At 35.2% G+C, this 25,665-nt stretch carries 31 protein-coding genes; 8 read left to right on the top strand and 23 right to left on the bottom strand.

Going from position 1 to position 25,665, the window contains the following annotated elements; all coding sequences use genetic code 11:
- Window positions 1-8 precede the first annotated feature (8 nt).
- The 3 genes from AR685_RS02975 to AR685_RS02965 all read left to right on the top strand — a co-directional run bounded on the left by AR685_RS02975 (window position 9) and on the right by AR685_RS02965 (window position 1,836).
- A complete protein-coding gene (locus AR685_RS02975) occupies window positions 9-347 on the top strand; it encodes a hypothetical protein (RefSeq protein WP_047446190.1) in 339 nt (112 codons plus the stop codon).
- A 234-nt stretch (window positions 348-581) separates the two neighbouring features.
- A complete protein-coding gene (locus AR685_RS02970) occupies window positions 582-851 on the top strand; it encodes a hypothetical protein (protein WP_047446192.1) in 270 nt (89 codons plus the stop codon).
- 337 nt (window positions 852-1,188) lie between these two features.
- Window positions 1,189-1,836: a DnaJ domain-containing protein gene (locus AR685_RS02965; RefSeq protein ID WP_047446195.1), complete on the top strand. Its 648-nt coding sequence runs from the start codon at window positions 1,189-1,191 to the stop codon at window positions 1,834-1,836.
- A gap of 50 nt (window positions 1,837-1,886) precedes the next feature.
- Here AR685_RS02965 and AR685_RS18050 read toward each other — a convergent pair whose 3' ends face one another.
- Window positions 1,887-2,042 carry a hypothetical protein gene (locus AR685_RS18050; RefSeq protein ID WP_164998597.1) on the bottom strand — a complete coding sequence of 52 codons (156 nt, stop codon included), beginning with the start codon at window positions 2,040-2,042 and terminating at the stop codon, window positions 1,887-1,889.
- A 479-nt stretch (window positions 2,043-2,521) separates the two neighbouring features.
- Here AR685_RS18050 and gcvP point away from each other — a divergent pair, with 479 nt between their 5' ends.
- Window positions 2,522-5,380, top strand: coding sequence for an aminomethyl-transferring glycine dehydrogenase (gene gcvP / locus AR685_RS02960; protein ID WP_059123665.1), 2,859 nt, complete (start codon window positions 2,522-2,524; stop codon window positions 5,378-5,380).
- An 88-nt stretch (window positions 5,381-5,468) separates the two neighbouring features.
- Here the strand turns inward: gcvP and AR685_RS02955 are convergent, their stop codons facing one another.
- The 4 genes from AR685_RS02955 to AR685_RS02940 form a co-directional block, all read right to left on the bottom strand.
- Window positions 5,469-5,831 (bottom strand): DUF1801 domain-containing protein, encoded by a 363-nt coding sequence (locus AR685_RS02955; RefSeq protein ID WP_228376376.1) that lies wholly within the window; start codon window positions 5,829-5,831, stop codon window positions 5,469-5,471.
- A gap of 207 nt (window positions 5,832-6,038) precedes the next feature.
- On the bottom strand, window positions 6,039-6,881 hold the full coding sequence (locus AR685_RS02950) for a transporter (protein ID WP_047446201.1): 843 nt from the start codon (window positions 6,879-6,881) through the stop codon (window positions 6,039-6,041).
- Between the two features lie 31 nt (window positions 6,882-6,912).
- Window positions 6,913-7,134, bottom strand: coding sequence for a hypothetical protein (locus AR685_RS02945; protein WP_047446204.1), 222 nt, complete (start codon window positions 7,132-7,134; stop codon window positions 6,913-6,915).
- A 260-nt stretch (window positions 7,135-7,394) separates the two neighbouring features.
- Window positions 7,395-8,168: a hypothetical protein gene (locus tag AR685_RS02940; RefSeq protein WP_047446205.1), complete on the bottom strand. Its 774-nt coding sequence runs from the start codon at window positions 8,166-8,168 to the stop codon at window positions 7,395-7,397.
- A gap of 310 nt (window positions 8,169-8,478) precedes the next feature.
- On the opposite strand from AR685_RS02940, the gene AR685_RS18240 reads away from it, so the two are divergent.
- Both AR685_RS18240 and AR685_RS02935 read left to right on the top strand, forming a co-directional pair.
- Entirely contained in the window at window positions 8,479-9,057 is a 579-nt protein-coding gene (locus AR685_RS18240; RefSeq protein WP_228376375.1) for a hypothetical protein, read from the top strand.
- A complete protein-coding gene (locus tag AR685_RS02935) occupies window positions 9,058-11,481 on the top strand; it encodes a LamG-like jellyroll fold domain-containing protein (RefSeq protein WP_228376374.1) in 2,424 nt (807 codons plus the stop codon).
- A 150-nt stretch (window positions 11,482-11,631) separates the two neighbouring features.
- Here AR685_RS02935 and AR685_RS02930 read toward each other — a convergent pair whose 3' ends face one another.
- From AR685_RS02930 to AR685_RS02915, 4 genes are all read right to left on the bottom strand, one after another.
- Window positions 11,632-12,789, bottom strand: a complete 1,158-nt coding sequence (locus tag AR685_RS02930) for a hypothetical protein (protein WP_059123664.1) — start codon at window positions 12,787-12,789, stop codon at window positions 11,632-11,634.
- Window positions 12,790-12,947: 158 nt separating this feature from the next.
- Window positions 12,948-13,430: a CPCC family cysteine-rich protein gene (locus tag AR685_RS02925; RefSeq protein ID WP_059123663.1), complete on the bottom strand. Its 483-nt coding sequence runs from the start codon at window positions 13,428-13,430 to the stop codon at window positions 12,948-12,950.
- A gap of 174 nt (window positions 13,431-13,604) precedes the next feature.
- Window positions 13,605-13,916: a nuclear transport factor 2 family protein gene (locus tag AR685_RS02920; RefSeq protein WP_047446473.1), complete on the bottom strand. Its 312-nt coding sequence runs from the start codon at window positions 13,914-13,916 to the stop codon at window positions 13,605-13,607.
- Window positions 13,917-14,175: 259 nt separating this feature from the next.
- Entirely contained in the window at window positions 14,176-14,970 is a 795-nt protein-coding gene (locus AR685_RS02915) for an SDR family oxidoreductase (protein ID WP_059123662.1), read from the bottom strand.
- 125 nt (window positions 14,971-15,095) lie between these two features.
- Here AR685_RS02915 and AR685_RS02910 point away from each other — a divergent pair, with 125 nt between their 5' ends.
- Window positions 15,096-15,461: a winged helix-turn-helix transcriptional regulator gene (locus AR685_RS02910; protein WP_059123661.1), complete on the top strand. Its 366-nt coding sequence runs from the start codon at window positions 15,096-15,098 to the stop codon at window positions 15,459-15,461.
- 32 nt (window positions 15,462-15,493) lie between these two features.
- On the opposite strand, the gene AR685_RS02905 is transcribed toward AR685_RS02910, so the two are convergent.
- From AR685_RS02905 to AR685_RS02860, 9 genes are all read right to left on the bottom strand, one after another.
- On the bottom strand, window positions 15,494-15,697 hold the full coding sequence (locus AR685_RS02905) for a hypothetical protein (RefSeq protein WP_059123660.1): 204 nt from the start codon (window positions 15,695-15,697) through the stop codon (window positions 15,494-15,496).
- Between the two features lie 314 nt (window positions 15,698-16,011).
- On the bottom strand, window positions 16,012-16,383 hold the full coding sequence (locus AR685_RS02895; protein WP_059123659.1) for a hypothetical protein: 372 nt from the start codon (window positions 16,381-16,383) through the stop codon (window positions 16,012-16,014).
- A 4-nt stretch (window positions 16,384-16,387) separates the two neighbouring features.
- Window positions 16,388-17,122 (bottom strand): YggS family pyridoxal phosphate-dependent enzyme, encoded by a 735-nt coding sequence (locus AR685_RS02890; RefSeq protein ID WP_047446242.1) that lies wholly within the window; start codon window positions 17,120-17,122, stop codon window positions 16,388-16,390.
- 1 nt (window position 17,123) lies between these two features.
- Complete coding sequence (locus AR685_RS02885) at window positions 17,124-17,837, bottom strand: AAA family ATPase (protein WP_059123658.1); 714 nt, start codon at window positions 17,835-17,837, stop codon at window positions 17,124-17,126.
- Between the two features lie 15 nt (window positions 17,838-17,852).
- Window positions 17,853-18,464 carry a MarR family winged helix-turn-helix transcriptional regulator gene (locus AR685_RS02880; protein WP_047446252.1) on the bottom strand — a complete coding sequence of 204 codons (612 nt, stop codon included), beginning with the start codon at window positions 18,462-18,464 and terminating at the stop codon, window positions 17,853-17,855.
- Complete coding sequence (locus tag AR685_RS02875) at window positions 18,465-18,731, bottom strand: DUF2024 family protein (RefSeq protein ID WP_047446260.1); 267 nt, start codon at window positions 18,729-18,731, stop codon at window positions 18,465-18,467. It abuts the gene before it with no gap.
- 86 nt (window positions 18,732-18,817) lie between these two features.
- Window positions 18,818-19,051 carry a thioredoxin gene (locus AR685_RS02870; RefSeq protein WP_047446267.1) on the bottom strand — a complete coding sequence of 78 codons (234 nt, stop codon included), beginning with the start codon at window positions 19,049-19,051 and terminating at the stop codon, window positions 18,818-18,820.
- A 163-nt stretch (window positions 19,052-19,214) separates the two neighbouring features.
- Window positions 19,215-19,718 carry a MepB family protein gene (locus tag AR685_RS02865; protein WP_059123657.1) on the bottom strand — a complete coding sequence of 168 codons (504 nt, stop codon included), beginning with the start codon at window positions 19,716-19,718 and terminating at the stop codon, window positions 19,215-19,217.
- 578 nt (window positions 19,719-20,296) lie between these two features.
- Window positions 20,297-21,028 (bottom strand): DNA-formamidopyrimidine glycosylase family protein, encoded by a 732-nt coding sequence (locus AR685_RS02860; RefSeq protein WP_059123656.1) that lies wholly within the window; start codon window positions 21,026-21,028, stop codon window positions 20,297-20,299.
- 71 nt (window positions 21,029-21,099) lie between these two features.
- Here AR685_RS02860 and dgt point away from each other — a divergent pair, with 71 nt between their 5' ends.
- Window positions 21,100-22,455 carry a dGTP triphosphohydrolase gene (gene dgt, locus AR685_RS02855; protein ID WP_059123655.1) on the top strand — a complete coding sequence of 452 codons (1,356 nt, stop codon included), beginning with the start codon at window positions 21,100-21,102 and terminating at the stop codon, window positions 22,453-22,455.
- Window positions 22,456-22,531: 76 nt separating this feature from the next.
- Here the strand turns inward: dgt and AR685_RS02850 are convergent, their stop codons facing one another.
- The 5 genes from AR685_RS02850 to AR685_RS02830 form a co-directional block, all read right to left on the bottom strand.
- Entirely contained in the window at window positions 22,532-23,605 is a 1,074-nt protein-coding gene (locus AR685_RS02850) for an NAD(P)H-dependent flavin oxidoreductase (RefSeq protein WP_059123654.1), read from the bottom strand.
- Window positions 23,606-23,636: 31 nt separating this feature from the next.
- A complete protein-coding gene (locus AR685_RS02845) occupies window positions 23,637-24,017 on the bottom strand; it encodes a nuclear transport factor 2 family protein (protein WP_228376373.1) in 381 nt (126 codons plus the stop codon).
- Window positions 24,018-24,091: 74 nt separating this feature from the next.
- A complete protein-coding gene (locus AR685_RS02840) occupies window positions 24,092-24,823 on the bottom strand; it encodes an SDR family NAD(P)-dependent oxidoreductase (protein ID WP_059123652.1) in 732 nt (243 codons plus the stop codon).
- A 7-nt stretch (window positions 24,824-24,830) separates the two neighbouring features.
- Window positions 24,831-25,049 carry a tautomerase family protein gene (locus AR685_RS02835; protein ID WP_059123651.1) on the bottom strand — a complete coding sequence of 73 codons (219 nt, stop codon included), beginning with the start codon at window positions 25,047-25,049 and terminating at the stop codon, window positions 24,831-24,833.
- Window positions 25,050-25,084: 35 nt separating this feature from the next.
- Window positions 25,085-25,618, bottom strand: coding sequence for a YceI family protein (locus AR685_RS02830; RefSeq protein ID WP_059123650.1), 534 nt, complete (start codon window positions 25,616-25,618; stop codon window positions 25,085-25,087).
- Between the last annotated feature and the right edge of the window lie 47 nt (window positions 25,619-25,665).

Here is a 25,665-nt window from a genome sequence, read left to right as displayed (position 1 = left end):
TAAATAAAATGAACAATAAATATAAAAAAAGCTGGGCACTTTTAATTTTATGTCCGCCCTTGATTTTCCTTGCCGTTGCATTAATTGTCATGTGGCTTTGGAACTGCATTTTACCAGAAGTTATTGGTGTTAAAAGTATCAATTACTGGCAGGCGATGGGAATTTTGGTGTTGAGTAAAATTCTTTTCGGAGGTTTTCACGGGAAATTCGGGAGAGGAATGAGAGATATGAAAGAGAAACATCTGCAACATAAAATGGAAGGAATGTCTGACGAGGAGAAAGAAAAATTCAAAGAAGTGTGGAGACAGAAATGTTCGAGCGGATTCTTTAACAGAAATAACGAATAGTTTAAAATTTTTGAAGTAGTAAAGTAAAAACTAAAACGAATTCGTCTCTATAAAAAAGGAAGTAGTTGTCTTGTTAATAATATAAACTCTGTGTCCTTAGCTGAGTGGAACGCCTTTGCGAAACTTAAAAACAGTTAGCTGGTAAAAAAAACTTTGCGGACTTTGCGTTAAATATTTTGATTTTAGTAAGACATATTTAAAAACCAGAAGTAGTAAAATTTAAAATTTAAGAAAATGAAAAATTCAGTATTAAAAGGCATTCTTGGAGCACTTGCCGTTGCCGGAGTTGCAATAGCTGCCAAAAAAGTAATTGAAAGAAAAAGATTTGTAAGAGGTATTTTCAATGAATACGGAATCAAAGAAAAATCACCTTTCGGATTGGCAGACAAAATCAGAGAAATGGATGAGGAGAAATACCAAGAATTAAAAGGAAAGTTCAAGAAGGAATTTGCTTCAAAATGCTGCAGAAAGGATCCTAGAAAAGAAGATTTTGCGGAAGCATAATTAGAAAGTAACTAAATGAAATTGTTAAATTCCGATACAAATATGTGTCGGAATTTTTTTGCCACGAATGCACGAATTTTTTATTCATTTAAATTAGCATAAAGTTTGTCGTTCCGGAGGAATCCCGGCAACGAATCTAAAAAATATCTTAGATTCCTGCGGATTGATAAACACGGTGATTATTATTACTAGATAAGTTTTGCTTTGCTGAGTGAAACGTCTTTGCGAACGAAAAATATGCGCAAAGAATTTAAAAAAATCTTAGCGAACTTTGCGTTAAAAAAGAGATTGCTACGTTTGGGTTACATCAACAAAATCCTTATTTTTGTTAGGCAAAATGAAAGACTACTACTATTTTCTCGGGATTTCTCGTGATGCTTCGGATGAAGACATCAAAAAATCCTACAGAAAACTTTCATTAAAGTATCATCCCGATAAAAACCAGAATGACGATTTTTTTGCTGACCGATTTAAAGAAATTCAGGAAGCCTATGAAACGCTGAGTGATAAAGGGAGAAGAATAACCTATGATCAGAATTTAGAAAGTTTACAGAAAAGTTTCAGATATACCGTTCCGCCTACAATTAAGACTTTTTCGGCGAATAAAATTCATGCGAAAAAAGGAGAGGAGATTATCATTACGTGGCAGACACAGAATGCCGATGTTGTGAAAGTTTTACCGTTTGGTTTGGAAAAGGCGTACGGAGAAAGAATTTTTAAGATTACAGAATTTAAAAACGGAAAATTCCAGCTGTTGCTGCATGCAACCAATTCACTTTTGCACAAAACGGTCGTTCAGGGAATTACAATAACAGAGGTTTTTGAATCTGATGGAGAAAAATTCAGAGACAGAGCGGAGGAATTATTTAAATCACAACCTAGAACAGTCATCAACAGAAGAGGCTATCCAAAGATTATGCTGTTGATTTGGGGAATCATTATTCTTGCGATTGCCATTTATTTTGCGGTAAGCAATTTTACATAGAATTAAGAGCTCGAAAACATCGATCTTCCAGCATCTTACATCCAAAAGAATTAAGCCAGTTTCTTATTTCCTGGGCATTTTTTGCAACGTTTCCCTTTTTTAAATTTTTTACAGCAAGATTTCTTGTCGCCACAGAACATTTCTTCATTCTTGAAAGAAAATACCGGAGTCAATGGCGGAACTTTAAACGGAGTGATGATATTCATACTGCAAATATATTAATTTAGAATAAATATAATTAATAAAATTTCAACTTTCTTTAAATGTTGATTGACAGGTGATTTGAAAATATATTTGCATTAAATTCCATAAGTATCTTAATTTTTTTATTACAAAACTTCGAGCTTTTATAAGTGAAATTGAAGATTCGACGCAGTCGAACGGCTTTGTGAAACTTAAAAACAGTCAATAGTAGAAAAACTTAGCGCACCTTGTGTCAAAATTTGTAAAGAGCATTAATGAAAGGGTCCTCAAAAAAAACAATTTGTCAACCCAAATCGTTTTGATAGAAGATTTAAATATATTGCACTTTATCACCTGCAATCACACATCACGAAGATTCAAAACCACTATTTTAAAGCCAATTGCAAAAAGCCAATCTCCAACAGTCACTTAGGTTGTGAAATCATTTTAAAAATCGTAATTTTACGAATCTTTTTTTTCAAACAAAATCTAATATATAAAAATGAATACAGAGCAGTTTGTGAGCCGTCACATTTCCCTAAACGAAGCCGATAAACAGGCAATGTTGGAAAAAGTGGGCGTTTCAAGTATCGAAGAATTGATTTCTCAAACCATTCCATCATCAATCCGTTTAGAAAATGATCTGAACATTTCAGAACCACTTTCAGAATATCAGATGCTTAATCATTCGAAAGAATTGGCGGCAAAGAACACTGATTATACAAGCTATATCGGTTTTGGATATCACAATACCCTGTTGCCATCGGCGATTCAGAGAAATATTTTTGAAAACCCAAGCTGGTACACAGCGTACACGCCTTACCAGGCAGAGATCGCGCAGGGAAGATTAGAAGCTTTGCTTAATTATCAGACTGTGGTATGCGATTTGACAGGTTTTGCTTTGGCTAACGCATCTTTGTTGGATGAATCTACAGCTGCCGCAGAAGCGATGCACATGTTCTTCAACAACAGAACTAAAGATCAGAAAAAAGCAGGAGCTAATAGGTTCTTTATTTCTGATTTGGTTTTACCTCAAACCGTTTCTGTTTTAAAAACAAAAGCTGAAGGTTTAGCAATTGAAATCGTTGAAGGTGACCACAAAACTCACCAGTTCGACGAATCTTACTATGGAGTTTTACTACAATATCCAGGTAAAAACGGAATCGTTTTAGATTACACTGAAGATATTGTTGAATACAAAAAATTAGATTTGCAGGTTGTTGTAGCTTGTGATCCTATGGCTTTGGTTAAATTGAAATCTCCTGCATCAATGGGCGCTGACTGTGCAGTTGGTACTTCGCAGAGATTCGGTATTCCATTAGGTTATGGTGGTCCTCACGCAGCATTTTTCTCTTGTAAAGAAGATTACAAAAGAGATATTCCGGGAAGAATTATCGGAGTTTCTCAGGATATGTACGGTAAACGTGCACTGAGAATGGCTTTGCAGACAAGAGAGCAGCACATTAAAAGAGAAAGAGCGACTTCAAACATCTGTACTGCTCAGGTTCTTTTAGCAGTTATGGCTGGAATGTATGCTGTGTATCACGGTCCGAAAGGATTAAATTACATCGCTGACCAAATTCACTTTAAAGCAAATGCTTTGAAAGGCGGATTGAAAGCGCTAGGTTATCAAACGGTTGAAGAGCCTATCTTTGATACGGTAAAAATCGTAATGTCTGAAGACGAGAAAGCAAGATTAATGAGAATGATGCTTGATCACAGATTAAACCTAAACTATTTCACAGAAGGTGTCATAAGCATTGCCATCAACGAAAGTACAACGCTGGAAAAACTGAATGTTTTGATGGCTTCTTTTGCTCAGTTCAAAGACAAACAGACTTTCAAATTAGAAATTAAAGAAGGATACAGCATTCCTGAAGAAAATCTTAGAAAAGATGAGATTTTGACGGAAGAAGTATTCAACAAATACCATACAGAGACAGAATTGATGCGTTACATCAAGCGTCTTGAAAGAAAAGATTTATCACTAACCCACTCAATGATTTCGTTGGGTTCTTGTACTATGAAACTGAATGCTGCGACTCAGATGTTGCCGCTATCATGGGCAGAATGGGGCAGTATTCACCCATTTGTACCGGTAAATCAGGCAGGCGGTTATCAGGAAATGATTAAAGAATTAGAGAAAGATCTTTCTGAAATCACTGGTTTTGCAGGAACTTCTCTTCAGCCAAACTCTGGTGCACAAGGAGAATATGCAGGATTAATGGTGATTAGAGAATATCACATCTCAAGAGGTGAAGGTCACAGAAATGTGGTATTGATTCCTCAGTCTGCACACGGAACAAACCCGGCTTCTGCAGCGATGGCAGGAATGAAGATTGTTGTTGTTAAAAATCTTGAAAGTGGAGAAATTGATTTCGAAGACTTCAAAGCTAAAACTGAACAGCACTCTGAAAACCTTTCTTGTGTAATGATCACGTATCCGTCAACTTACGGGTTCTTTGATGCCAACATTAAAGAAATTACTCAATTGGTTCACGATCATGGCGGACAGGTTTATATGGACGGTGCAAACATGAACGCTCAGGTTGGATATACAAGTCCAGGAAACATCGGAGCAGACGTTTGTCACTTAAATCTTCACAAAACTTTCGCAATTCCTCACGGAGGTGGAGGTCCTGGTGTTGGTCCGATCTGTGTTGCAAAACATTTGGTTCCTTTCTTGCCTACGAATGCTAACATTAAAGTAGGTTCAAAAGAAGCGATCGAAGGAATTTCAGCTGCACCTTACGGTTCTGGATTAATTCTTAATATTTCTTACGCTTACATCAAAATGTTGGGAACTTCAGGTTTGAAAAAAGCAACTGAGCATGCGATTTTAAATGCAAACTATTTAAAGGAAATTTTAGCAGAACATTTCCCTATTTTATATTCAAATACAGAAGGTAGAGTAGCGCACGAATGTATCGTAGATTTCCGTCAGTTCAAATCTTTAGGAATTGAAGTGGCTGATGTTGCAAAAAGATTGATGGACTATGGTTTCCATGCACCTACAGTTTCTTTCCCGGTTGCTGGAACATTGATGATTGAGCCTACAGAATCTGAAAGCAAGTCTGAAATCGACCGTTTTGCAGAAGCTCTTATCGCTATCAAACATGAGATCGATGAGATTGCTAACGGAGAAGCTGATCAGGCAAACAACGTATTGAAAAATGCTCCTCACACTGAGCAATTGGTGATTTCTGATTCTTGGGACAAACCATACAGCAGAGAAAAAGCAGCTTATCCTTTAGACTGGGTTAGAGAGCATAAATTCTTTGCTTCAGTTTCCAGAGTTGATGAAGCTTACGGAGACAGAAACTTAGTTTGCACTTGTGAGCCGATTGAAGCTTATATGTAATTAAAAGTTTTTTATACAACTAATCCCTTTCAGTTTTGAGAGGGATTTTTGTTTTAGAATTTAAATTAAAAAATCTTAAATTTTATAATTAAGATTTTTGTTCATTTATATATCGAATTACCTCTTCAAGTACTTTAATGTCAATGTCTTTCAGTGTTTTAAATTTGATGCAGTAACCACTGATACTCGCTTTTCCGATCTTTTTACCATACGTCTCTGCCAAGAATTTTTTATCTTCAATCCCCATGACATAGATAGAAATTCCGGTTGTGTTTGCACTGATCCCGATTTGATAGAACTCTTTTGTGGTTCCATTTGCATATCTGATAGTATGAACACCGTATCCTATATTTGGGTTGGAGACAATTTTGCCTTCATTGTCTTTACCATCAAGAAACCATAATTTTGAATCAGGCATTATGTATAAAATGCTCTCATGCAATTTTTGCATTTCACTGCGTTTTGGTTCGGATTGAGTGTTTATATATTCTTGAATTTGTTCTACAATGATCATCTTTTTTTCATTAATAAGTAATAAAGTAAAAATAATTTATTTTCTAAATATAAAAATTCTCTTTCAGATTTTGAAAGAGAATTCTATTTTCTGTTGTTATTTTTGCTAAGTTATTTCAGTTGAAAAATACTTATTTTCTATTCTTTAATGACGATAGGATGCGCCTATAAAGAATTGCTTTTCCGAATCATGCTGAAGTCCATAATTAATTCCGGCATCAAGTTTAAAGTCTTTTATGATTTCCATCTGAATTGCTGCATTTAAAAAATTAGAGAATTGATGAGCTTTAAAATCATAAGTATAATAAGTTTCTGCAATCCCATCAACATTTTTTAAGATTTGATGACTTAGAGTCAGTGTCTGCAAAAATTCTGTGTGCATGCTTGGTTGATCCTGATCTTTAAGTCTGTCAACTTCCACTTGGAATCCCAGATTCCACTCTCCCGGCAGTTTGTAGCTCATTGGTACAATTAGACCACCTTCAAAACGACTTTCTGCATCATATTTTGAAGTCGGAAATTTAATATAAGGTAACAATGCTATAGCAAAATTCCCATTATCATTTCCCATTAAATTCTGTTTAATTCTCAGAGTTATGTCACCATAACCATACGTTACTTCTGTAGTTCCAGAAACAATGTCGATTTCTTTCTGCCTTCCATAAGTCTGAAAACCTATCTGTATTGCTGTACTTCCGGTAAGTCCGATTTTAAGGTTTGCCTGATTGATCAATAATGTGTTGGTCTTTTGCATTTCAGATTTTTCTTTTATCAGTCTTACAAAGTCCGTTTCATATTGGAAATGTCCAGCATCTACTGTAAAAGGAGATTCTGTCACATCTGGACGATCTGTTTCCATTTCCCTCATAAGGGATCGGGGTACTGGATTAAACAGTGAGTAATTTTGATGCAATTCCTGTTGTCCGTAGCATATGAAAGGTAGAAACAATGCGCCGAAAAATATCTTGGAAATATGATTTTTTTTCATGGCTTCTGTGATTTAAGCTGTTTTACTACAACTAAAAATTAACTCTTATATCTTGTGGATTTTCCATGATGATTTTAATTTGTATAAGATCATCGATGATTTCCGCATCTATCTCGGCAAGAGTACCATCATCATTTTTCTTTTGTAATTTGACATCTCCAAAACCTATTTCATCTTTTGGAATTTCCAGGAGATATCTACCTTTTTTTTTGTCCAGAATAAAATGTTCTTTTTTGAATTCAATAAATTGCATAATAATATTTTTTAGTGGTGTTATACATTATTTCAGAAATTTTATCTAAGATCTGATCACTTTTCAAACGTTGATCTTAAATTTAAAAATGCTTTATTTTTCGTAACGCAATAACGAAGCCACACCGCTAAAAATTCGTAGAGTTCTCTGATCCTGCTTAATTATCTGTAGTATATTATATTATCTGTTGCATTTTCATTGTCATATCATTTTGAAATCGAAAGAATTTTAATAAGAAAACCGCAATGGCTTAGTTTTTTTTAATCTTCATGATAATCTGTTTCTTTTGTTGGTTTCGTGAATTTTATTCTTTGTCCTGCCCAGACTGTTGAATTTCCGGAGGCATCCATAAATGAAAATTCTACCTCAAAATTATTTCCATTTTCAAAGTTAAAAGCTCCTGAACACATACCATGTCCAATCACAATTTTTTTGCCATCAGGTTGAATATAATATGTGGTTTCTTTTTTGGTTTTTAAGTTTTTAACTGTCGTTTTAATTACTATTTCTGATTTGTCTTTGGCTGGATTTGTAAAAACGACTTCAATAGAAGGACCGCAACCAAAATGGATAAGTCCTTTACTTATTTCTTTGGGTTTCGAAGAAAGATTTGGTTTCTCATGATCGTTTTCGGGAAGTGTTTTATATTTTATTAGGTCGTATTTTTCAGTGATATTATTGTACTTACCAAATTTTTCAAATTCTGGCAAATTATCCACATGCATAGTATATTCAAGCCCTATTTTAAGTTCCTTTTCAGGTTTTAATATTGCTTGAGTTAAATGAAATTGACCCACATAAGTTTCTGTAACTAAAAGTTTTATTTTCTGTTGTCCACTTTTTAAATAGATGTCATGTTTTTTGTTTAATTGTAAAATAATTTCCTGACTGTTTGCGTAACCTTCAATGATAAATATTGTATTTTGCTTAATAGTATTTCCCTTTGGAAATACCCAAAGTCCATTTCCTGCACAATCAGCATAGACATTACCTGTACAGAAAAATGCAATTATAAATATCAGTAGTTGTCTCATAAATTTATAGGTTTGATTATTAAGTATCCAGTAAATCCAAGATATATTTCCTTAAAAGTAAATAAATATCACCAGCAAAACAATTTTATATTCAAACTCAAATAAAAGGCAAAATCTGAATTTTAGATAAAAAAAATGAAAGATTTTAGATTGTTCTCTCCTATGATTTTCAGTATGTTAAAATCTGTTGATATAATGTAGAAGTGAGAAATGAACGTGTAAATATTTGATTTTTAGGTAATAGCAGGACTGTGCAGGATGCTCATATTTGCGTTTGTTTTTAGCTTGGTTAACACAAAAATTAATATTCATGAAACATAAATCTTTACTTTTTAAGCATGCTCTTAAATCTTTGATGCTTTGTGGAATTACCTTATCTACAGTTGATCTGGATGCACAAACCTTGGCATTTCCGGAAGCTACCGGCTTTGGTAGATTTACCACCGGAGCCAGAGGCGCAGCTAATCCCCAAATTTATTTGGTGACCAATTTAAATGACAGCGGTGCTGGTTCTTTCCGTGATGCGGTAAGTCAGCCGGGTCGTTTTGTGATTTTTAAAGTAGGAGGTATCGTTAATTTACAATCTGTAGTTGCTGTTGCTGCCAATACTACGATTGCCGGACAGACGGCTCCGGGAGAAGGGATCTTATTTTTAGGACCGAGAGTGTCTTTTACCGGAGCCAACAATACCATTGCAAGATATATGCGTATCCGTTATGGAGGAACCTCTCAGAATCAGGATGCATCAGGAATCGCCAACGGAGCCAACATTATCTTAGATCACATGACTTTTACATGGGGAACTGACGAAGTGTTTTCCGTAAACTGGGATAATAACGGTACAAGTCCGGATAATATCACGATTCAGAATTCTATCATCGGACAGTGAATGCACCGTCACAATCATTCTGCAGGCGGCTTGATGCAGCCGCCAACTGGAGGGAAGATCAGTTTGATTGGGAATTTATACATTTGTAATAAAACCCGTAATAATAAGGTAAAGGGAATCAACGAATTTGTCAACAATGTTGTGTACAACTGGGGTAATTACGGAAATACTTATGGACATACTCAATCAGGAGAGGCTTACATTATGGGCGGAGATTCGGCAGGAGCTTCCTATGCCAACATCATCAACAATTATTTTATAGGAGGTCCCAATACAAGTTCTACAGTTACGACGCCCTTCAGTGTAGGTAATGCGAGCTTCAATTTGTATGGTTCCGGAAATTATTTTGATAACAATAAAAACGGAGTGCTGGATGGAACTTTAGTTCCTCAGGATTTAACAGGATATCCAGTTGGAGATGTCACCGCAATACAGACATCTTCTTATGATTATCCGATGAAGAATCCAACATTAACCGCACAGGGAGCATTTACTAATATTGTTGCAGGTGTGGGCGCATCTTATCCGATGCGTGATCAGGTAGACCAGCTGATGATTTCTGATCTGCAGTCGAAAGGAACAGTGGCAACTTATGTGTATGTACAGACTGATTTAACCAGTCAATTTGGGTTTACCAATGGTGGGGCAGGACATATTTATGGTGCTCCGGCTCCTTTAGATACTGATAATGACGGAATGCCGGACGCGTGGGAAACTGCCAACGGATTAAATCCAGCTGTTTTCGATGCTTTGGCAGTAAGTACAACCCATGCACCTTACCTAAACATCGAGGTCTATATTAATGGTTTACCCAATACAGTTCCTCCGGCTTTTATCATTCCGCCATCTAATTTAAATTTCACTAATGCATTGACATCAGGAACTCCTGCGGCAAGTTCTTTAACGGTTAATTGGAACGATAATGCTACCAATGAAACCAATTATGTACTGGAACGTTCTCCCAATGGAACAGCTTTCACGGTGATTGCAACATTGCCTGCCAATTCAACAAGTTATAACGAAACGGGGCTAACGCCAAACACACAGTATTATTACAGGATAAAAGCAGTGAATGCTACAGAATCTTCGGTGTATACAGCGAATGCAACCATTACTACACCTCCGGTTCCATCTGCGCCGACACAGACATCTAATCCTAATCCTTCTAATGGAAATAACAATATCCAATTAGACAACGGCAATCTTGTTCTGAAATGGACAGGCAGTGCAAACACAACAAATTATACTGTTCATTTTGGAACGGATCCTCAGAACTTAACAAATGTAGCGACCGTACCTTATTCTGCAACACCATCGCATCAGCTTACTAATTTAAGTACAGCAACCAATTATTATTGGAGAGTTGATGCTACCAATAGTTTAGGAACTACAACAGGAATTGTATGGAATTTCCGTGCAATCACTCCGGCGCTTGTCGGGAACTGGCCATTTGCAGAAGCTCCGTTATCAGGTACACAGATTGCAGATGTTTCTTCGTATGCCAATCACGGATTATTAAATGCAACCTATGACAATGCAAGTGTAAGAGTACCCGGAAAAGAAAACAATGCACTGGATTTGGCCACTTCACCTTCTACGCCTTACATAGCAAGTATTCCGAATCAGAGCCAGATCTTGTTTGATAACAATTCTTTTTCTGTTTCTTATTGGATGAAAGCTCCTGCAAGCATGATCCCGTCTTCTTCGGCAACCAGTCTTTACGTATTATGTAAAGGTTCATTTACAAAAAATCTTACTACAGGAGCAACAGGTAAACGTTTTAATGTAGAAATCAAAGGAGGTCTGCTTCGTTTTGCCATCGATGATGATGTGACGAAGAAAGAAATCACTTCTCCTATAGCTAATTATTTTACCAATAACTGGGTACACGTAGTGATTCAGAGAGATATTGTCGCGCATAAAATGAGAATTTATACCAATGGTGTTTTAAGTAGCGAAGGTGACGAAACAGCAGTTACCGGTATTGGGGAAGCCAGTGCTTTTGTCATTGGAAATATTGGTCAACTTGAATTTTTAGCAACTATCAATGCTCCGGCTCCTTACAAAGGTGCTTTTGACGAACTGAAAATGTACAATTACGCATTAACTCAAACGGAAATATCTGCTCTGTACAATCAGGCGGTATTGAGTAATGCCGAATTCAGCATCAGCAAAAATGTGGGATCGGTATACCCAAATCCCGTAAAAGATCAGCTGTACATTAAACTTCCTGAATATAAAAAATCAAGCTTAACCGCAACGGTGATGGATATGACCGGAAAAGTGATTATCAAAGAAAAGTTAAATGCCAACGTAGATGGAACATTTAATCTGAATATGGGCGGAAGAAAAGTATCCGGAAATCATATTCTGAATGTTACAGGAGACAACCTGAACAGCACCTTTAAAATTATTGTTCAGTAAAAAATAAGAGCACACTTTAGTTAATTTCATATTTTATTAGAAGAATCCTTTCATTTATTTGAAAGGATTTTTTGTTGTATTGTAAACCACCCCACCATGGAAGGGGAATTAATTGTTGTTTGAAATTTTTGCGATGTGTAATGTCGGATTTTATTTTGTAATTTCCTTTAATTCAATTTCTAATTGTTTCTTTTCTTCTTCTGTATAAAATTCAGAACTGAGTTGTAATTTTTTGAATTCTTTTATTGTTTCGGAATAGCTCTGTTTTAATTGAATCTGAGCTTTTATGATGTTGAGGTAGGTTTCTGAGAAATTTGGATAAGTTTGTAGTAAGATTTTCCAAGCCTCAATTGCTTTGTTGTATTGTTTTTCATTATAAAAATACCAACCCTTACCATTTAAAATGCCTAAAGAAAAATTTAGCTTGACTCCGTAATTTGATACTATTTCTTTATCAAGACTTTTTTTAATATTTAAATCTATTTGTTTGTTAGAAATATATTTTGACTGGATTGAGTACCAATCTTCAAATATTTCATAAAGTGCAGTATTGATCAGTAGTCCCGGAGTTGCATTGTGGTCTGCTTCTTTAAAACGGTATCCTTTAATATCTAAAAATGGATGATGAATACTTTTTATAGCAGAATCCATTTTGTTAAAATCTTCAGGATAATCGTTTCCGATTCCAAAACGATAATACTTTTTATGCGGGTAAGAATGGTTGTTTAATTCGTTTATTGAAACAGTTAAATCAGTGTCTTTTTGAACAAAAAAAGGACTCATAGAAATGACAGCATTCAAATCATTTATTCTTGACTTAAAAAGTGATGTGGTAAAATAACCATACCTTGAATGACCAATCAAAATTCTAAAAGAAGAAGCCTTGAAGTCTCGTTCTGCAACCGGAATCAGTTCTTCAAAAATGAATTTTTCATTCTCAAGTGCCCGTCCGTTGGGGTCAGAAATTTTGTACTGTGTTTCAATATAACGATAGCGTTGCTCAGATTCTACACTGATGATTACGGATGACGGCATTTGTTCATTGCTTGTCAAATAATCAATGGTATTCAGTATATAATTATGACTTCTTTTATTCTGTTTATCAAATACAATAATCAGTGGGAAATCGTTGTTGATTTCTTCCTGCCATTCTACAGGAACCATTACTGAAATCTTTTTCCCGAATCCCAAATTGGTAGAGTTTATTACTGTGTCTTTTAGTTTTTTATATCTCTCATAGTTTTGAGCAAACAGAGAAGAGGATATTAAAGTAAAGATAAAAAGGAATGTCTGGTATTTTTTGATCATCGGAATTTTTTAATGTCTAGTAACGTTGCGGGGTTTTGCGATGGTGGCGTAAATCGAAGTACAAATGTTCAGTTTTGCAGAAAAGTTCAATCGAAGAAATACCGTTAAATTCTGCATTTTCGCGCCAATATTGCAAACCTTTGTTAGCGATTCGGCTTTTATTTATTGAATAGTTTCTCTAATCCATTAACTTTATTTTTAGTCAGCAAGTCAACAATTTCATTTTGTAATCTAATTATTTCAGACTTGTCTAAATTTTTTTGGTCTATCGAATTGTCTAGGTTTATGAATTTATTTTTCAGATTGTCAATTAAACTGTCGTCACTAAGGGTTGCAGTTAATAGTCTTTTTTTTGCTTCTTGGAAAATTTCACGTCCTTCTTTAAGTGTCATATGGTTTGGCCCGCTGTCATTATTCACCTCAAAGTCATCTATTCCATCGTCTTCCCAAAAACATATGGAACAAATGTCAAACGAATCTCGTTCGTCCAAAGTCAAGTAGCCACAAACTGGGCAAGAGTTCTTTAAAATGTCTTCGCTCTTTACATCAGTTCTTTGTCTACTGATTTTTAGTGTAAAGTTTTTCTGAAAGAAGTCTCTTCGCTGATAAAAATTGTCGCTATAATTTTGCTGCTCTTTCATTCTTTGGTTGTCTCTAAAGCTGACCGCTAACTTTTGGATTCACGCATTGCGTCAAGCTAAACTAATTATGCTAAAAATAAAAAAAATATCCCACCAAAACCAATTTTTATTTCAACTCCAAATGAAAAAAGCCGAAGTTCTCACTTCAGCTTCATTCATAAAATCCTTTTATTTTTATCCTGTAATTTTCAATGACTGTATCAACCCGTCACTCAACTCAAAATGGTATTTCAAAACAAGAGGACTTCCGGGAAATGTTCCTGAGATTTCTGCGGAGAGGATGTTTTCGTTATAATCTAATGACTTCATAGTGGCTTTGTATTCTTTATTGGCTTTATCAATCCAGTTTTCAATTTCAGCTTTTCCGATGTGGGTTTTGCCTTCATCAAATACTTCCGCATTTTCAGTAAAACAATTTGCATATGCTGTACTATCAAATTCGTTTTGTGCTTTCACTAATTCTGAGATAATGTTTGGTAAATTCATTTTGTTTTTTTTAAATTGTTGTTTTTATTTTTTATAGCAAGGATAGACAAGGTTTTTTTGATCTGCTTTTTGTTTTTTTTAAGATAAAAAATCTCTTTTTTATTCTAAGTTTAGACACAGCTTCCAATTAATAGGCAGTCTTTTACTAACAGATTCTCGATACATTTTTCTCCGCTTTGCTTCGAAAAACACTCCAATTGACGGAAGTTTCAAATGTTACAATTTCGACCATCAACTATCAACCATTACCAATTACTCATTACACTGTTGGTATGGTTCCGCCGTCTATCACATATTCTGTTCCGGTGAGGTAACTGGCTCTTGGGGAAACGAGAAAGCCAACAAGTTCGGCAACCTCTTCCGGTTTTGCGGGTCTTCCAAAAGGAATTCCTCCGAGGGCAGTCATAACGCTTTGGGTAGCTTCTTCAATCGTGGAATTGTTTCCTTCAGCGATGCGTTCCATTAATCTTTCGGAGGCGGTGGTCAAAATCCAGCCGGGAGAAACAGTTAACACACGGACGCCTTTTGGAGAAACTTCGTTGGATAAACCTTTGCTGTAATTGAGCAAACCTGCTTTGGCAGCGGCATACGGAAGGGTGCTATCGTATAAAGGTAATCTTGCCTGAATGGAAGCGATGTGAATGATAACCCCAGTTTTTCTTTCAATCATCTGTGGGAGAAAGCCATGGTCTAAGCGAACTGGAGAAAGAAGATTGGTCTGTAGTGATTGTAACCAATCATGATCTGTAAGTACAGAAAAACCGCCACTTTTAGTTTCTGAACCTCCGAGATTGTTGACAAGAATATCCAGTTTCCCAAATTTCTGCAGAACTTCATCGACTACTTTTTGTGTTCCTTCCGACTTGCTGAGGTCTGCGGAGATAAAGTGAAGGTTTGGTTTTTCTTGTTCAGGTGGATTTCTTGCCGTGATAATGACGGTTGCTCCTGCGTTTTGCAGTCTTTCTGCGATTTCTTTTCCGGCTCCTTTTGTACCACCTGTGACAAGAGCTATTTTGCCTCTCAGTTCGTTGTTGAAATTTAGTTGGTTTTCCATTTTGTTAATTCTTTGGTACAAATTTCTGCAGTATCACCCAATCAGGCAATAACGGAAAACCGAATGGCATAGGGATAATTTTTTCCCCTATTGTGCATTTTGGTACATTGGGCTAATTTTACAGTATGCATGAGAGAAAAATTCCCCTGAACTTAAACTGTGGCCTCGATCTGATTGGTGAGGTGCTTTACGGCAAATGGAAAATCCGTTTGCTATGGTTTATCAATGAAGGTCACCTGCGCCCCAGCGAACTGCAGCGCAAAATTCCTGATGCTTCAAGACGTGTTCTGAATATTCAGCTGAAGGAACTTGAGGAACATGAATTGGTTTCAAAGAAAATTTATGCACAGGTTCCGCCCAAAGTAGAATATTTTCTGACCGATTTTGGGAAGACGCTGATTCCTGTTATTTCAGCACTGGGAAATTGGGGTGATCAAAATGAGGAGAGATTGCGGGCGGTGATTTTGGGGAGGATGGGGAAGGAGAATTAGTGATTAGAAGATCGGAAGCTTGGGTTGGCTTATTATTTTCTCTGTTTTCTGTAGCTTAACAGATCGATAATATGCTGCTGGGTGTGACTAGAAAAAACAAGCTGAAAATACCAAAGTCCGTCATCAGGACTATTGTTTTCTATTCTCCATTTTATTTGTAATAGATCAAGGATGATATCTGATAGATCGTCTATTGCATCACCGATTGCAATGTTATCTTTTGCATAAGTATCCATAATATCAAGAGCAATGTTGTAAAAACCAAATTCTGGAAAATTAATTTCAACATTTTTTCATATGTCAGCATATTTGTGTTCATTGTATTCTGAATAATCAGTATTGTCATATTCATAGTTAATGTCAAAATATAAATTGTAAATAATTATTAGAGATTTTTCCAAAGATAGATCTCTTTCATTTTTATTAATTGTTAAATCTGGTTTTAGTCCAAATTTTATGATTTGATCTATCGTATGAATTAGTTTTGTTATCATTATTATTTCTTATGATCAGGTTTTTGCAGTGGCTTGTTTCCATGACTAAAGGATTTTTATTCTATCAAAATTCTATAGTCAAAAATTTCTTTTCTGTTCACTAAAATCGAATCAAAATCATTTCTTTTAAATGACTTTCGTCTGTGAAAGTAATCCATATCTGCGTTGTAAATCTCAAGAATCTTTTCTTTGATTTCTTCATCCCGATTTTGAAGATATTTTTCACAAAGACAAAGAGCCAATTCCTGTCTTGCCGACTCAGATCTCCATTGATTTCCAATCATATTCTGACCATACAATTGTTTCTCCTTTTTCTCATCAATAACATCATATCTCACCTTACAGGATTTAAAATGCACTTCTCCATCATATTTTTGAGAACAAGAAAGTAAAGCTGAAAAGAGAAAAAGAACAGTAAGATTTTTCATTCAATTATTTTTTATTTTCATGCCAATAATAAGAATCCGGATAAATCCTCGCACCGAAAACTGCGGTTCCTACTCTCACAATCGTAGCGCCTTCTTCAATGGCAGTTTCCAGATCACTGCTCATTCCCATGGATAGTTCTTTCATTTCTACGTTTGGGATCTTTTGTTGAATGATTTTCTGCTGTAAATTTTTAAGAATTTTAAAACATGGTCTTACTTTTTCGGTTTCTGCACTGAAAAGTCCGATTGTCATCAGACCTTTGATTTTTAAAGTTTGAAATTTAGAAACTTTTATAACCAGATCAATGGCGGAATCAGGATGAATCCCGAATTTACTTTCTTCATCAGAGGTATTTACCTGTATTAAAACATCCATCGTTTTTCCTTCTGCAAAAAGCTTTTGATGAAGTTTCATGGCGAGTTCAAAGCGGTCAAGTGATTGCAGACAACTTACATCACAATTTAAAATGTCTTTGATTTTATTGGTTTGAAGATGCCCGATAAAATGATTTTGGTGAGAAATACTTTTTAAATCATCATGCTTTTCTCTCAGCTCCTGCACTTTATTTTCGGCAATTAAAGTATGTCCGTTTTCTAAAGCTATTTTTATTCTCTCTGCTGAAACGGTTTTGGTGGCTAATAATAATTTAACATCATCGACGTTCCTCTCTGATTTTTCACAGGCTGTTTTTATTCTGTTGTTGATAATTTCGAGGTTGTGGAGAATATTTTCTTTCATTTTAGACTTTGTGTTTAGCTTCTAATTTATTAATCAATGCTGATTTAATAATGGTAAAAGTATAATCTTTTGCCTCTGCATACGAAATTTCATATTTCCTTTCAATATTCCTCATGTCTTCAGGGAATTTCGATAGCAGACTTGCGTAAAAAGAATCCAGAAATTCTCGTGAAGGCATTTCATATTTTATTTTGAGCTGAAAACGTCTGATAATAGCAGTGTCAATAATTTCTGCGTGATTGGTAGCGCACAGTAACAATGCATTTTCGGGATAATAATCAATCAGCTGAATCAGCGTGTTGACCAATCTTCTCATTTCACCCACATCTTTATCGTCACTGCCACGAGCTTTCCCGATTTGATCAAGCTCATCAAGGAATAGAACGGAGCGCTCTCTTGCTGCTTTATCGAAAATCATTTTGATATTCTGTGAAGTTTCACCGATTCTTGAGGAGATGATATTGCTGAGGTTCAGTATGATAATGTTTTTACCTAATGCATTGGCAATCGCTTTTGCAGTCATGGTTTTTCCGCAGCCTGAACTTCCTTCGAGAAGGATTTTATTGTTGACAGGAAGTCCGTATTCCTGCAACTCTTTGGCGTAGGTCTGTTCCTTAATAAGCTGTACAAACTGTTCCTTATTTTTACGTTCAAGGAAAACATCATCGAGCGTTACTTCTTCTTTGTCTTGAATAATAAGATTGTACAGATTCATAGTATAAATTTAAATTTAAGCTTTCATTTGATGTTCGGGACAGTCGATTCTGAGGTCTTCAGCGTACAAAACCTTTTGAAGTAAGCCACAAACAGGCTCTTTCCCTTCAGATGATGGCCGGAAATAGGCACAGGTTGTACACATCCTCTGAATGGTAATTACTCCTGATTTATTCAGATGGTTAATCATTGCAAACAGACTTTCCAAAAGATTATCTTTGGTTTCTTCATCTAAATTCTGCAGCGGAATGCTCATCTGCCGGGTAAAATAAGATGTTTTATCAGCAATTTCCTTTCCTTTCTGGGTAAGATGAATGATGTAGCTTCTGGTGTCGTGAGGCTCGTATTCTTTGGTAATCAGATTTTTTTGTTCGAGTGATTTTATGGTTTCGCTAATGGTGGCTTTTGTCATGTTAAACTCATCAGCCAGATAGCTTACTTTTCTTTTTTCGTCGCTGTGATTCAAAAGAAAAATCAAAACCTGCACCTGAATCGGGCTCAAAGCATGTTCCTTACTTTCCTGCCAAAGCAAAACACGGAAAGCCTGCGAAATCCTTTCTAAGGAAGCCACGATTTTGCTTTCAGTGCTATGGTTTTGATGCTTTAAATTAAAATCTGATTCGTTCATTTATACATTACAATTTTCCATCTCTACAATGGTGTAGCCTTTTTTATTAATCTCGGTTTCCCATTGTGACAGAACTGTTTCTATATGGCAGAAACTGCATTCCTTAGAAGAAAGTTCCTGATCTTCCTGTCCTTTTCCTTTTAAATAATCTTTTCCGTATCCGTAGATTACTTCTGTTGCGACAATTTCTTTCGGAGCAATGATATCGAAATGCATTACTGTTCCGTCTTTTTTAGTGACATACGTGTCCCAAACTGCTACTTGCATATTTATTAAAAATTTAATTATTGTTTTAAGTAAGAAATAAAATGCTTCACAAAGGTAGTAGTCCTAACTATGTGAAGCAAATTTTTTTAACCTTTTACTTCATCCATAGAAGCACCAAAGTTGATGTGAAGAACATTTCCAGTAGGAGTTACCAAAGCCGGAACAGATTTTATACCCGCTAGAACCGCTTCAGCAATTTTTTCTTTGTTATCACCAAGATGTATGATTTCTACATTGTCTTGACCGATTAGACTAATGATGTCATGTTCTGCACTTACACAAACCGGACAACCTGCATGATAAAAAACTGATTTTTTCATTTTGATAAATTTTAATTGTTTAGAATAATTTCTACTGCAAATATAGTTAGGAATCCTAACTATTTATTAAATTAGTTTGAATTTAACAAAAATTTAACATTTATTAAAATTATTAAAATTATCAAAATTCAATTATTTTATTAATTAATTGGAAATCAATATTTTATTTAGATTTATTGTGTAAAATTGATTTTAAATCTTCAACTAAGTTTTCGTTTGAAAAATCAATAAAGAAATGTTTTTGCCAATCCTGAGTTTTTATAGACTGTATATTTTCGGGAATATCCCAAGGTGGATAAACTCTGAAACCTCGCTTACCATCTTTAGAAAGGGTAGTGAGAATATTTTTCTGAATAAGAATTTCCTTTGAGAAAAAGAAGAATCCGGATTGATCATTATTATCACAGAAGATAATGTAAAAATCAAAAGGATCTTTAGAAGTGAAGGGTTCGGTTTGTTTGCTTTCGGGATTTCTCTTCCATAAAGTTACAAATTGGCCGATTTTCTTAGGTGTAATTTTAGCCTTTCTGAATTTGATGCCGAATTGATTCAGTTGAAAACTGTGACCAAGATATTCTTTGCATTCTGGATCGGGCTGGAGAGAGGAAATGACTAAGTTGAGCGTAGAAAAAACTGAATTTTGAAGTTGCTCGAGTTCTGTAATCATTTTGTTATGTTTTTTTGCGCTGCTTTACTCCGGTTGAGTAAAACAGCGGGCAGTCATTGAGACTACAAACATAAATAATACTAACTGATAAATTTGCTAAATAGGCAGATTTATTTAAATCCTGATTAGTTATTTTCTTTTTTCACTGTTGCGATATAAGAAGATACTAAAACTGCACATGTTGCTACTCCGACGATTGCGATCATAATTTTTGAATTTTTAATTATTTAAATATTTATTGCGAATTCTGTAATGCAATATTACGGCTTTATAATCGTAGCTGCAATATAAATATTATGATGTATATCAGTTTGTTACGGTAGTATTAAGTGGTTTTTCACTAAGTATTAATTAACTTATTTAAAATATTTTGTATAAAATACCTGTATAATAAATTATTTTATTCGTAAAATAATGTGAATGTGTTAATGTATTCGCATTTTATATTTAAGACTTGATAATCCAAATAGGATAAGAATGCGTAGCATAGTAAAAAGAAAAAGCGTCTAAAAATCATGTTTTTATAATGGAGATGAATAAAATTTAATGATAAAATGAACATCATCAATTCTTGGAGATCAATATAGTATCTGATCTTTCTTACAGAAAAAACTTGTCCGTTTGCTTTTTCCGGTATTTTTTTTAATGACTTCTGCGCCACAAATAGGGCAGTTTTTCTGATGATAAATCTGAAAATGCTTACTTAAAACATTTGCTTTTTTCCATTTTTTAAAATCGAAACCGTAATTTCTTGCTTCTGTAATAATTTCTTTCAGTTTTTGCTGAGTTAGATTTCCAATCAGACTTTCCGGATGAATGCCGACCCTGAACAACGCTTCATTTTTAATAATATTACCAACACCAGAGAAAATATCCTGATTCATCAAGGCATCGCAAATCATCATTTTTGGAGCTGCTTTTAAAGTTTGCTCAGTTTTTTTTGGATTCCATTTGTCACTCATGATATCGGCCTCCCAATCAATTTTTAATAGATAACTTTCGTTATCGACCTTTACAACACAAGTATAAAAATACATTCCGCCATCGTTAAATGTCAATCCTAATCGAAGCGTGTCTATATCTTTTCTTTCGTACAAACTATAAGAACCAAACATCATCAGATGAACTTTAAAAATAATGGTATCGAAAATCAAGAAAGTCTGTTTTCCAAATGTTTTAATTTCGCTTAAAATTTCACCTTTAATTTTTGAATCTGCTGGAATTTCACTTCCGCTCACTTTATGTACTTTTTCACCTACAAATTTTTGCAGATCTTCTTTCATGAGAACAATAGTTGGACCTTCTGGCATTGCTTTGGTTTTAGAGAAAAACTCAAATATTATTCCTTTAAAAGCAAAATTTGAATTAATTTTGGAAAATGATGAATTTGAACCAGATTTTTACCAGTCAGCGTACCGGTAACAATCCAAATACTGTTGCTTCAAGAACAGATTTTCAAAGAGATTTTGACCGTATTATATTTTCGTCGGCATTTAGAAGACTGCAGAATAAAACCCAGGTTTTTCCGCTTCCCGGAAGTGTTTTTGTACACAACCGATTGACGCATTCACTTGAGGTTTCTTCTGTAGGAAGAAGTTTGGGAAGTGTCATCGGAGAATTTATTGCCGAAAATCATCAAAGTGATCTAACCGAAGAGTCCCAAAATTTTTACAACCATAATTTAGGGAATGTAATTGCAGCAGCCTGTCTGTGTCACGATGTCGGAAATCCTGCTTTCGGACATTCAGGTGAAGATGCCATTGCAAGTTATTTTGATAAAAACGAAAATGATCTGAAACCAAAGTTTTCAGAAAAAGAATGGGCAGATTTAGTTAATTTCGAGGGAAATGCCAATGCAATTCGTGTTCTTGCTCACCAACAGCAGGGAAAAGATTTGGGTGGAACCCAATTAACCTTTACTACTTTGGCAAGTATTGCAAAATATCCTTGTGAAGCCATTGCCAAGAAAAGAGGAATTATTCACAGAAAAAAATTCGGCTTTTTTCAGAACGAAAAAGAAACTTTTTTAGAAATAGCAAAAGGCGTTAACCTGATTCAGGAAAATGATGAGCCTTATATTTTTAAAAGACATCCGTTTGTATGGTTGGTAGAAGCTGCCGACGATATTTGCTACAATATTATCGATATGGAAGATGCGCATCGTCTCGGCATAATCTCCAGTGCTGATTGTGAAAATCTTTTCTTAGATCTTATTGCATCTGAGAATCAGGACACAAAGAAAGTAAAAGATAAACTGGTTGCGATTTCTAATGATAACGAAAGGGTTTCTTATCTGAGAGCGAAAGTGATCAATGCGTTGATTAATAAATCGATTGAGAGCTTTAAAGCCAATTTTGATACAATTTTAAAAGGCCAACTAGATAAAGGTCTGCTCGATATTTATAGAGATGGCAATAAAGCTTTGCAGGAAATAGAATCGTATTCTATTGCTAAAATTTATAATCATAAAGCGGTTGTTGAAATCGAAAATGCGGGGTACAATGTAATGTATGAATTGCTAAATCATTTTATACCGTCTATCTTAAAACCTAAAGATGACAGGAAATCCTATGATAAAATGGCGTTGAAACTTCTTCCATTACAATTTGTATATGAAGAAGGTAGTGATTATCAAAAAGTTCTTGGTGTGATTGATTTTGTTTCGGGAATGACCGATAATTACGCCACAGATCTTTACCGAAAAATCAAAGGAATTGACATAGGAATGACCATGTAGAGTTTTGATAGGGGAGATGGGAGTTTATTTAATTTAAATATTAACTTCCAGCCTCCAACTTCAAACTTTCAGCAAATCAAACGCACAATTTAGTTGCCTCTTCAATTAGTGATTTCATTAATGTTGATGCTTTTTTATGTTTTAAAATGGGAGCGATTTGTCCTGACCAGAAGAAAACCAATTCGTGTTTCTTTTGTTCCAGCGCTGCTTTTCTCATTGATGAAATGAATGTTGTCTGCAAAGGAAACGGCAACGTTTGATCTGTTGCTGTCAATAATTCTCGTGTGATTTCTGTCGTAATTCCGCGTCCTAATCTTCCTGTGTAAGCTCTGGAAAGGGTAGTGGATTTAGCCGCTTCTGAAAACAAAAATTCTTTGTGAATCGGCAAGGCTCCAGATTCTTCGGTTGCTAAAAATGCAGTTCCGATTTGTGCCGCTTCTGCTCCCAAAGTCATTGCTGCTGCGATTCCGCGACCATTAGCGATTCCTCCGGCGGCTACGATTGGAGTTTTTACTTGATCTTTAACCAATTGAATTAAAGCAAAAGTTCCTGTCGTTGAAAGTTCGGCTTTATCCAAGAACGAAGGTCTGTGGCCACCACTTTCAAAACCTGATGCGACGATTACATCAACACCGATGTTTTCTAATGCGATGGCTTCATCTAAGGTTGTGGCATTTCCGGCAACAATGGTTCCCTGCTTTTTCAGTCTTTCAATAATATCAGGATCCAAAAGCCCAAACATGAAACTGAAAACCTTAGGTTGAATATCAAAAACAACCTGCAACTGATTCTGAAATCTCGATTCAAAAGATGGAGGCAGCACAGGAACTTCAATATTTAAACTGTCATAATAAGGTTTGAATATTTCAACCGCATTTTTATATTGATTTTCTGTGTTTTCCTGATCAATAATATCATGATCGTTCACCCAAAGATTGAGATTGTAAGGCTTGTCTGTCTTTAATTTGATCTGTTTATCAATTTCATAAATTTCTTCTGGAGATAATGTGTAAGCTCCGAAACCACCTAATCCTCCGAGATTGCTAACTGTAGAAGTCAATTCAACGGTAGATAATCCGCCACCAAAAGGTCCCTGAAAAATTGGATATTCTATTCCCAATAAATCTGTTATTCTGTTTTTATTCCACATGATTTTAATGATTTTGGGTTAAAATTTAAAATTAAAGTTCTACATCAGTTAATGTTTTATTGACGATGAGCCATTTACCATCAATTTTATGGAAAGTTATAAAATTATAGTAATTGAAATCATACATTTTTACATTTAATTTTGCTGTGGCAATCGTGTTTATCACATCGATAGAGATGATTGCCGGCTTAAAATCTTTTCCCGATTTTTGGGGACTCACTCTGCTTCCGACACCTTCAATATATAGTGCGGCGGCCTTGTAGTAAGGAACTCCTTTTATATCTCCGAAAAGTAGAGCGTCTTTATGAAAAACCTGTTTCAGAAGTTCGGTATTTCCTTCATAAATTCCTTTAAAATAATATTGCTCGATGGCATTTCTTATTTCTGTTTCTTGTGCTGTGTTTGCTTTCATGACTTTGATTTTTTGAGCAAAGCTGTTTACCGGAAAGATAAACAGCCATGCAAATAATAGTAGAATTCTCATTTTTACAATTGATGACCGGCGCCCATTCCTCCATCTGCATTAATGATAGCGCCTGAGATAAATGTATTTTTAGCAATAGCATGAACCATTTGAGCTATCTCCTGAGGTTCTCCGATGCGGTTGATCAGATGCATTCCTGCATTGTTGTCAATATTTTCATCGTGCATTGGTGTTCTGACCAATCCCGGTGCAACTACATTTACTCTGATATTATCTTTTCCGAATTCTGCTGCCAGTTGCACTGTCAAAGCGTGAATGGCTCCTTTGCTCGAAATCGGTGCTGTTGACGGAGATTGTGCGACCGCGTGATAAACCAATGGTGTGCCGATATTGATAATAACTCCATCTTTTTGTTTCTGCATTTGAGGAATTACGGATTGTGTTGTGAAGAATGTTCCTTTTAAATTGGTATTTAAAAATTTGTCTAAATAGTCTTCCGTAACTTCTAAAAACGGTTTGTTCTCGTAAATTCCTGCATTGTTGACCAATACATCAATCGACCCGAATTTTTCAAGAGCCGTTTTTGCTAATTTTTCTCCAACTGCTTTATCCGCAACGCTTCCTGTGACCATCGCAAGGTTTTGGCCTGCTCCCAATTCGTTGTAAACTTGTAGTAATTTCGATTCTGTTTGTGAATTAATTACTACATTATCTCCTCTTTCCAGAAAATAACGGGCAATTTCCAAACCGATTCCTGATGAAGCTCCTGTGACGATTACTGTTTGTTTTTTCATGTCTGATTTATTTTTTTTCAGTTGAAAATCCTTGTTCTTTCAAAACGGTAACCTGTTCTCCGGCGTATCCCCAGTTGTCGTCTTCGATTTCATTAATCACGATGTGTGTCAAGTGTGGATCTTTATTCAAAACTGTTGTGACAGCTTTACTGATTTCTCTGATTAATTGTTGCTTTTTTTCGCGATTAAGATCTTCGCGCAAAACAGCTACTTTTATGAATGGCATGATGTTAAATTTTTAAGGTTAATTTTTAATTTAGGTTAAATTGCTTCCGCAACTAAGTGAACAGTCAAGTCAAAATTGTTATAGATCAGTGTATCTCCAAGATTGCTGAAGAAATTTGATGATCTGAATTTAATGTTGAATTTAGTTCTGTCGATCACGATTTTAGTGTCTAAAATAGCAATATTGTCTGTCTTTACGATCTGTAAAGTCGTTTCCAATGAGTGTGTAATTCCTTTGATGGTAAGGCTTCCCGTTACATGGTAAAAATTGTTTTCACCTGGTTCAGCATGTTTGATCTCGAAAACTGCTTCAGGAAACTGATCTGAGTTAAAGAAATCGTCAGAAGCCAGATGATTGGCGAATTGAGCGTTTGTTTCAGAATCATTGATGTCAAGAATTTTTATTGATCTTGTGCTGATGATAAATTTTCCTGAAGAAAGGATGTTGTTTTCAAAAGTGAAATTTCCTTCTTTTACTTGGATTGTTCCATTGTGGGCTCCGGTTACTTTTCTTCCGATCCATTCAACTAAACTGTTTTCGCTGTTTACTTTAAAATTTTTTGTATCCATTTTGATTTGTTTTAAATGATGATACAAATGTCAGCCGATTGACAGAA

It is taken from the genome of Chryseobacterium sp. JAH (genome assembly GCF_001507335.1).
Taxonomy (GTDB): Bacteria; Bacteroidota; Bacteroidia; order Flavobacteriales; family Weeksellaceae; genus Chryseobacterium.
This window is presented reverse-complemented; position numbering and strand designations above follow the sequence as displayed.

Excerpts from the sequence above, each read along its gene's own strand:
- AR685_RS02975 (WP_047446190.1), top strand. The coding sequence starts at position 9 with ATGAACAATAAATATAAAAAAAGCTGGGCACTTTTAATTTTATGTCCG.
- AR685_RS02970 (WP_047446192.1), top strand. The coding sequence starts at position 582 with ATGAAAAATTCAGTATTAAAAGGCATTCTTGGAGCACTTGCCGTTGCC.
- AR685_RS02965 (WP_047446195.1), top strand. The coding sequence starts at position 1,189 with ATGAAAGACTACTACTATTTTCTCGGGATTTCTCGTGATGCTTCGGAT.
- AR685_RS18050 (WP_164998597.1), bottom strand. The coding sequence starts at position 2,042 with ATGAATATCATCACTCCGTTTAAAGTTCCGCCATTGACTCCGGTATTT.
- gcvP (WP_059123665.1), top strand. The coding sequence starts at position 2,522 with ATGAATACAGAGCAGTTTGTGAGCCGTCACATTTCCCTAAACGAAGCC.
- AR685_RS02955 (WP_228376376.1), bottom strand. The coding sequence starts at position 5,831 with ATGCAAAAATTGCATGAGAGCATTTTATACATAATGCCTGATTCAAAA.
- AR685_RS02950 (WP_047446201.1), bottom strand. The coding sequence starts at position 6,881 with ATGAAAAAAAATCATATTTCCAAGATATTTTTCGGCGCATTGTTTCTA.
- AR685_RS02945 (WP_047446204.1), bottom strand. The coding sequence starts at position 7,134 with ATGCAATTTATTGAATTCAAAAAAGAACATTTTATTCTGGACAAAAAA.
- AR685_RS02940 (WP_047446205.1), bottom strand. The coding sequence starts at position 8,168 with ATGAGACAACTACTGATATTTATAATTGCATTTTTCTGTACAGGTAAT.
- AR685_RS18240 (WP_228376375.1), top strand. The coding sequence starts at position 8,479 with ATGAAACATAAATCTTTACTTTTTAAGCATGCTCTTAAATCTTTGATG.
- AR685_RS02935 (WP_228376374.1), top strand. The coding sequence starts at position 9,058 with ATGCACCGTCACAATCATTCTGCAGGCGGCTTGATGCAGCCGCCAACT.
- AR685_RS02930 (WP_059123664.1), bottom strand. The coding sequence starts at position 12,789 with ATGATCAAAAAATACCAGACATTCCTTTTTATCTTTACTTTAATATCC.
- AR685_RS02925 (WP_059123663.1), bottom strand. The coding sequence starts at position 13,430 with ATGAAAGAGCAGCAAAATTATAGCGACAATTTTTATCAGCGAAGAGAC.
- AR685_RS02920 (WP_047446473.1), bottom strand. The coding sequence starts at position 13,916 with ATGAATTTACCAAACATTATCTCAGAATTAGTGAAAGCACAAAACGAA.
- AR685_RS02915 (WP_059123662.1), bottom strand. The coding sequence starts at position 14,970 with ATGGAAAACCAACTAAATTTCAACAACGAACTGAGAGGCAAAATAGCT.
- AR685_RS02910 (WP_059123661.1), top strand. The coding sequence starts at position 15,096 with ATGCATGAGAGAAAAATTCCCCTGAACTTAAACTGTGGCCTCGATCTG.
- AR685_RS02905 (WP_059123660.1), bottom strand. The coding sequence starts at position 15,697 with ATGGATACTTATGCAAAAGATAACATTGCAATCGGTGATGCAATAGAC.
- AR685_RS02895 (WP_059123659.1), bottom strand. The coding sequence starts at position 16,383 with ATGAAAAATCTTACTGTTCTTTTTCTCTTTTCAGCTTTACTTTCTTGT.
- AR685_RS02890 (WP_047446242.1), bottom strand. The coding sequence starts at position 17,122 with ATGAAAGAAAATATTCTCCACAACCTCGAAATTATCAACAACAGAATA.
- AR685_RS02885 (WP_059123658.1), bottom strand. The coding sequence starts at position 17,837 with ATGAATCTGTACAATCTTATTATTCAAGACAAAGAAGAAGTAACGCTC.
- AR685_RS02880 (WP_047446252.1), bottom strand. The coding sequence starts at position 18,464 with ATGAACGAATCAGATTTTAATTTAAAGCATCAAAACCATAGCACTGAA.
- AR685_RS02875 (WP_047446260.1), bottom strand. The coding sequence starts at position 18,731 with ATGCAAGTAGCAGTTTGGGACACGTATGTCACTAAAAAAGACGGAACA.
- AR685_RS02870 (WP_047446267.1), bottom strand. The coding sequence starts at position 19,051 with ATGAAAAAATCAGTTTTTTATCATGCAGGTTGTCCGGTTTGTGTAAGT.
- AR685_RS02865 (WP_059123657.1), bottom strand. The coding sequence starts at position 19,718 with ATGATTACAGAACTCGAGCAACTTCAAAATTCAGTTTTTTCTACGCTC.
- AR685_RS02860 (WP_059123656.1), bottom strand. The coding sequence starts at position 21,028 with ATGCCAGAAGGTCCAACTATTGTTCTCATGAAAGAAGATCTGCAAAAA.
- dgt (WP_059123655.1), top strand. The coding sequence starts at position 21,100 with ATGAATTTGAACCAGATTTTTACCAGTCAGCGTACCGGTAACAATCCA.
- AR685_RS02850 (WP_059123654.1), bottom strand. The coding sequence starts at position 23,605 with ATGTGGAATAAAAACAGAATAACAGATTTATTGGGAATAGAATATCCA.
- AR685_RS02845 (WP_228376373.1), bottom strand. The coding sequence starts at position 24,017 with ATGAAAGCAAACACAGCACAAGAAACAGAAATAAGAAATGCCATCGAG.
- AR685_RS02840 (WP_059123652.1), bottom strand. The coding sequence starts at position 24,823 with ATGAAAAAACAAACAGTAATCGTCACAGGAGCTTCATCAGGAATCGGT.
- AR685_RS02835 (WP_059123651.1), bottom strand. The coding sequence starts at position 25,049 with ATGCCATTCATAAAAGTAGCTGTTTTGCGCGAAGATCTTAATCGCGAA.
- AR685_RS02830 (WP_059123650.1), bottom strand. The coding sequence starts at position 25,618 with ATGGATACAAAAAATTTTAAAGTAAACAGCGAAAACAGTTTAGTTGAA.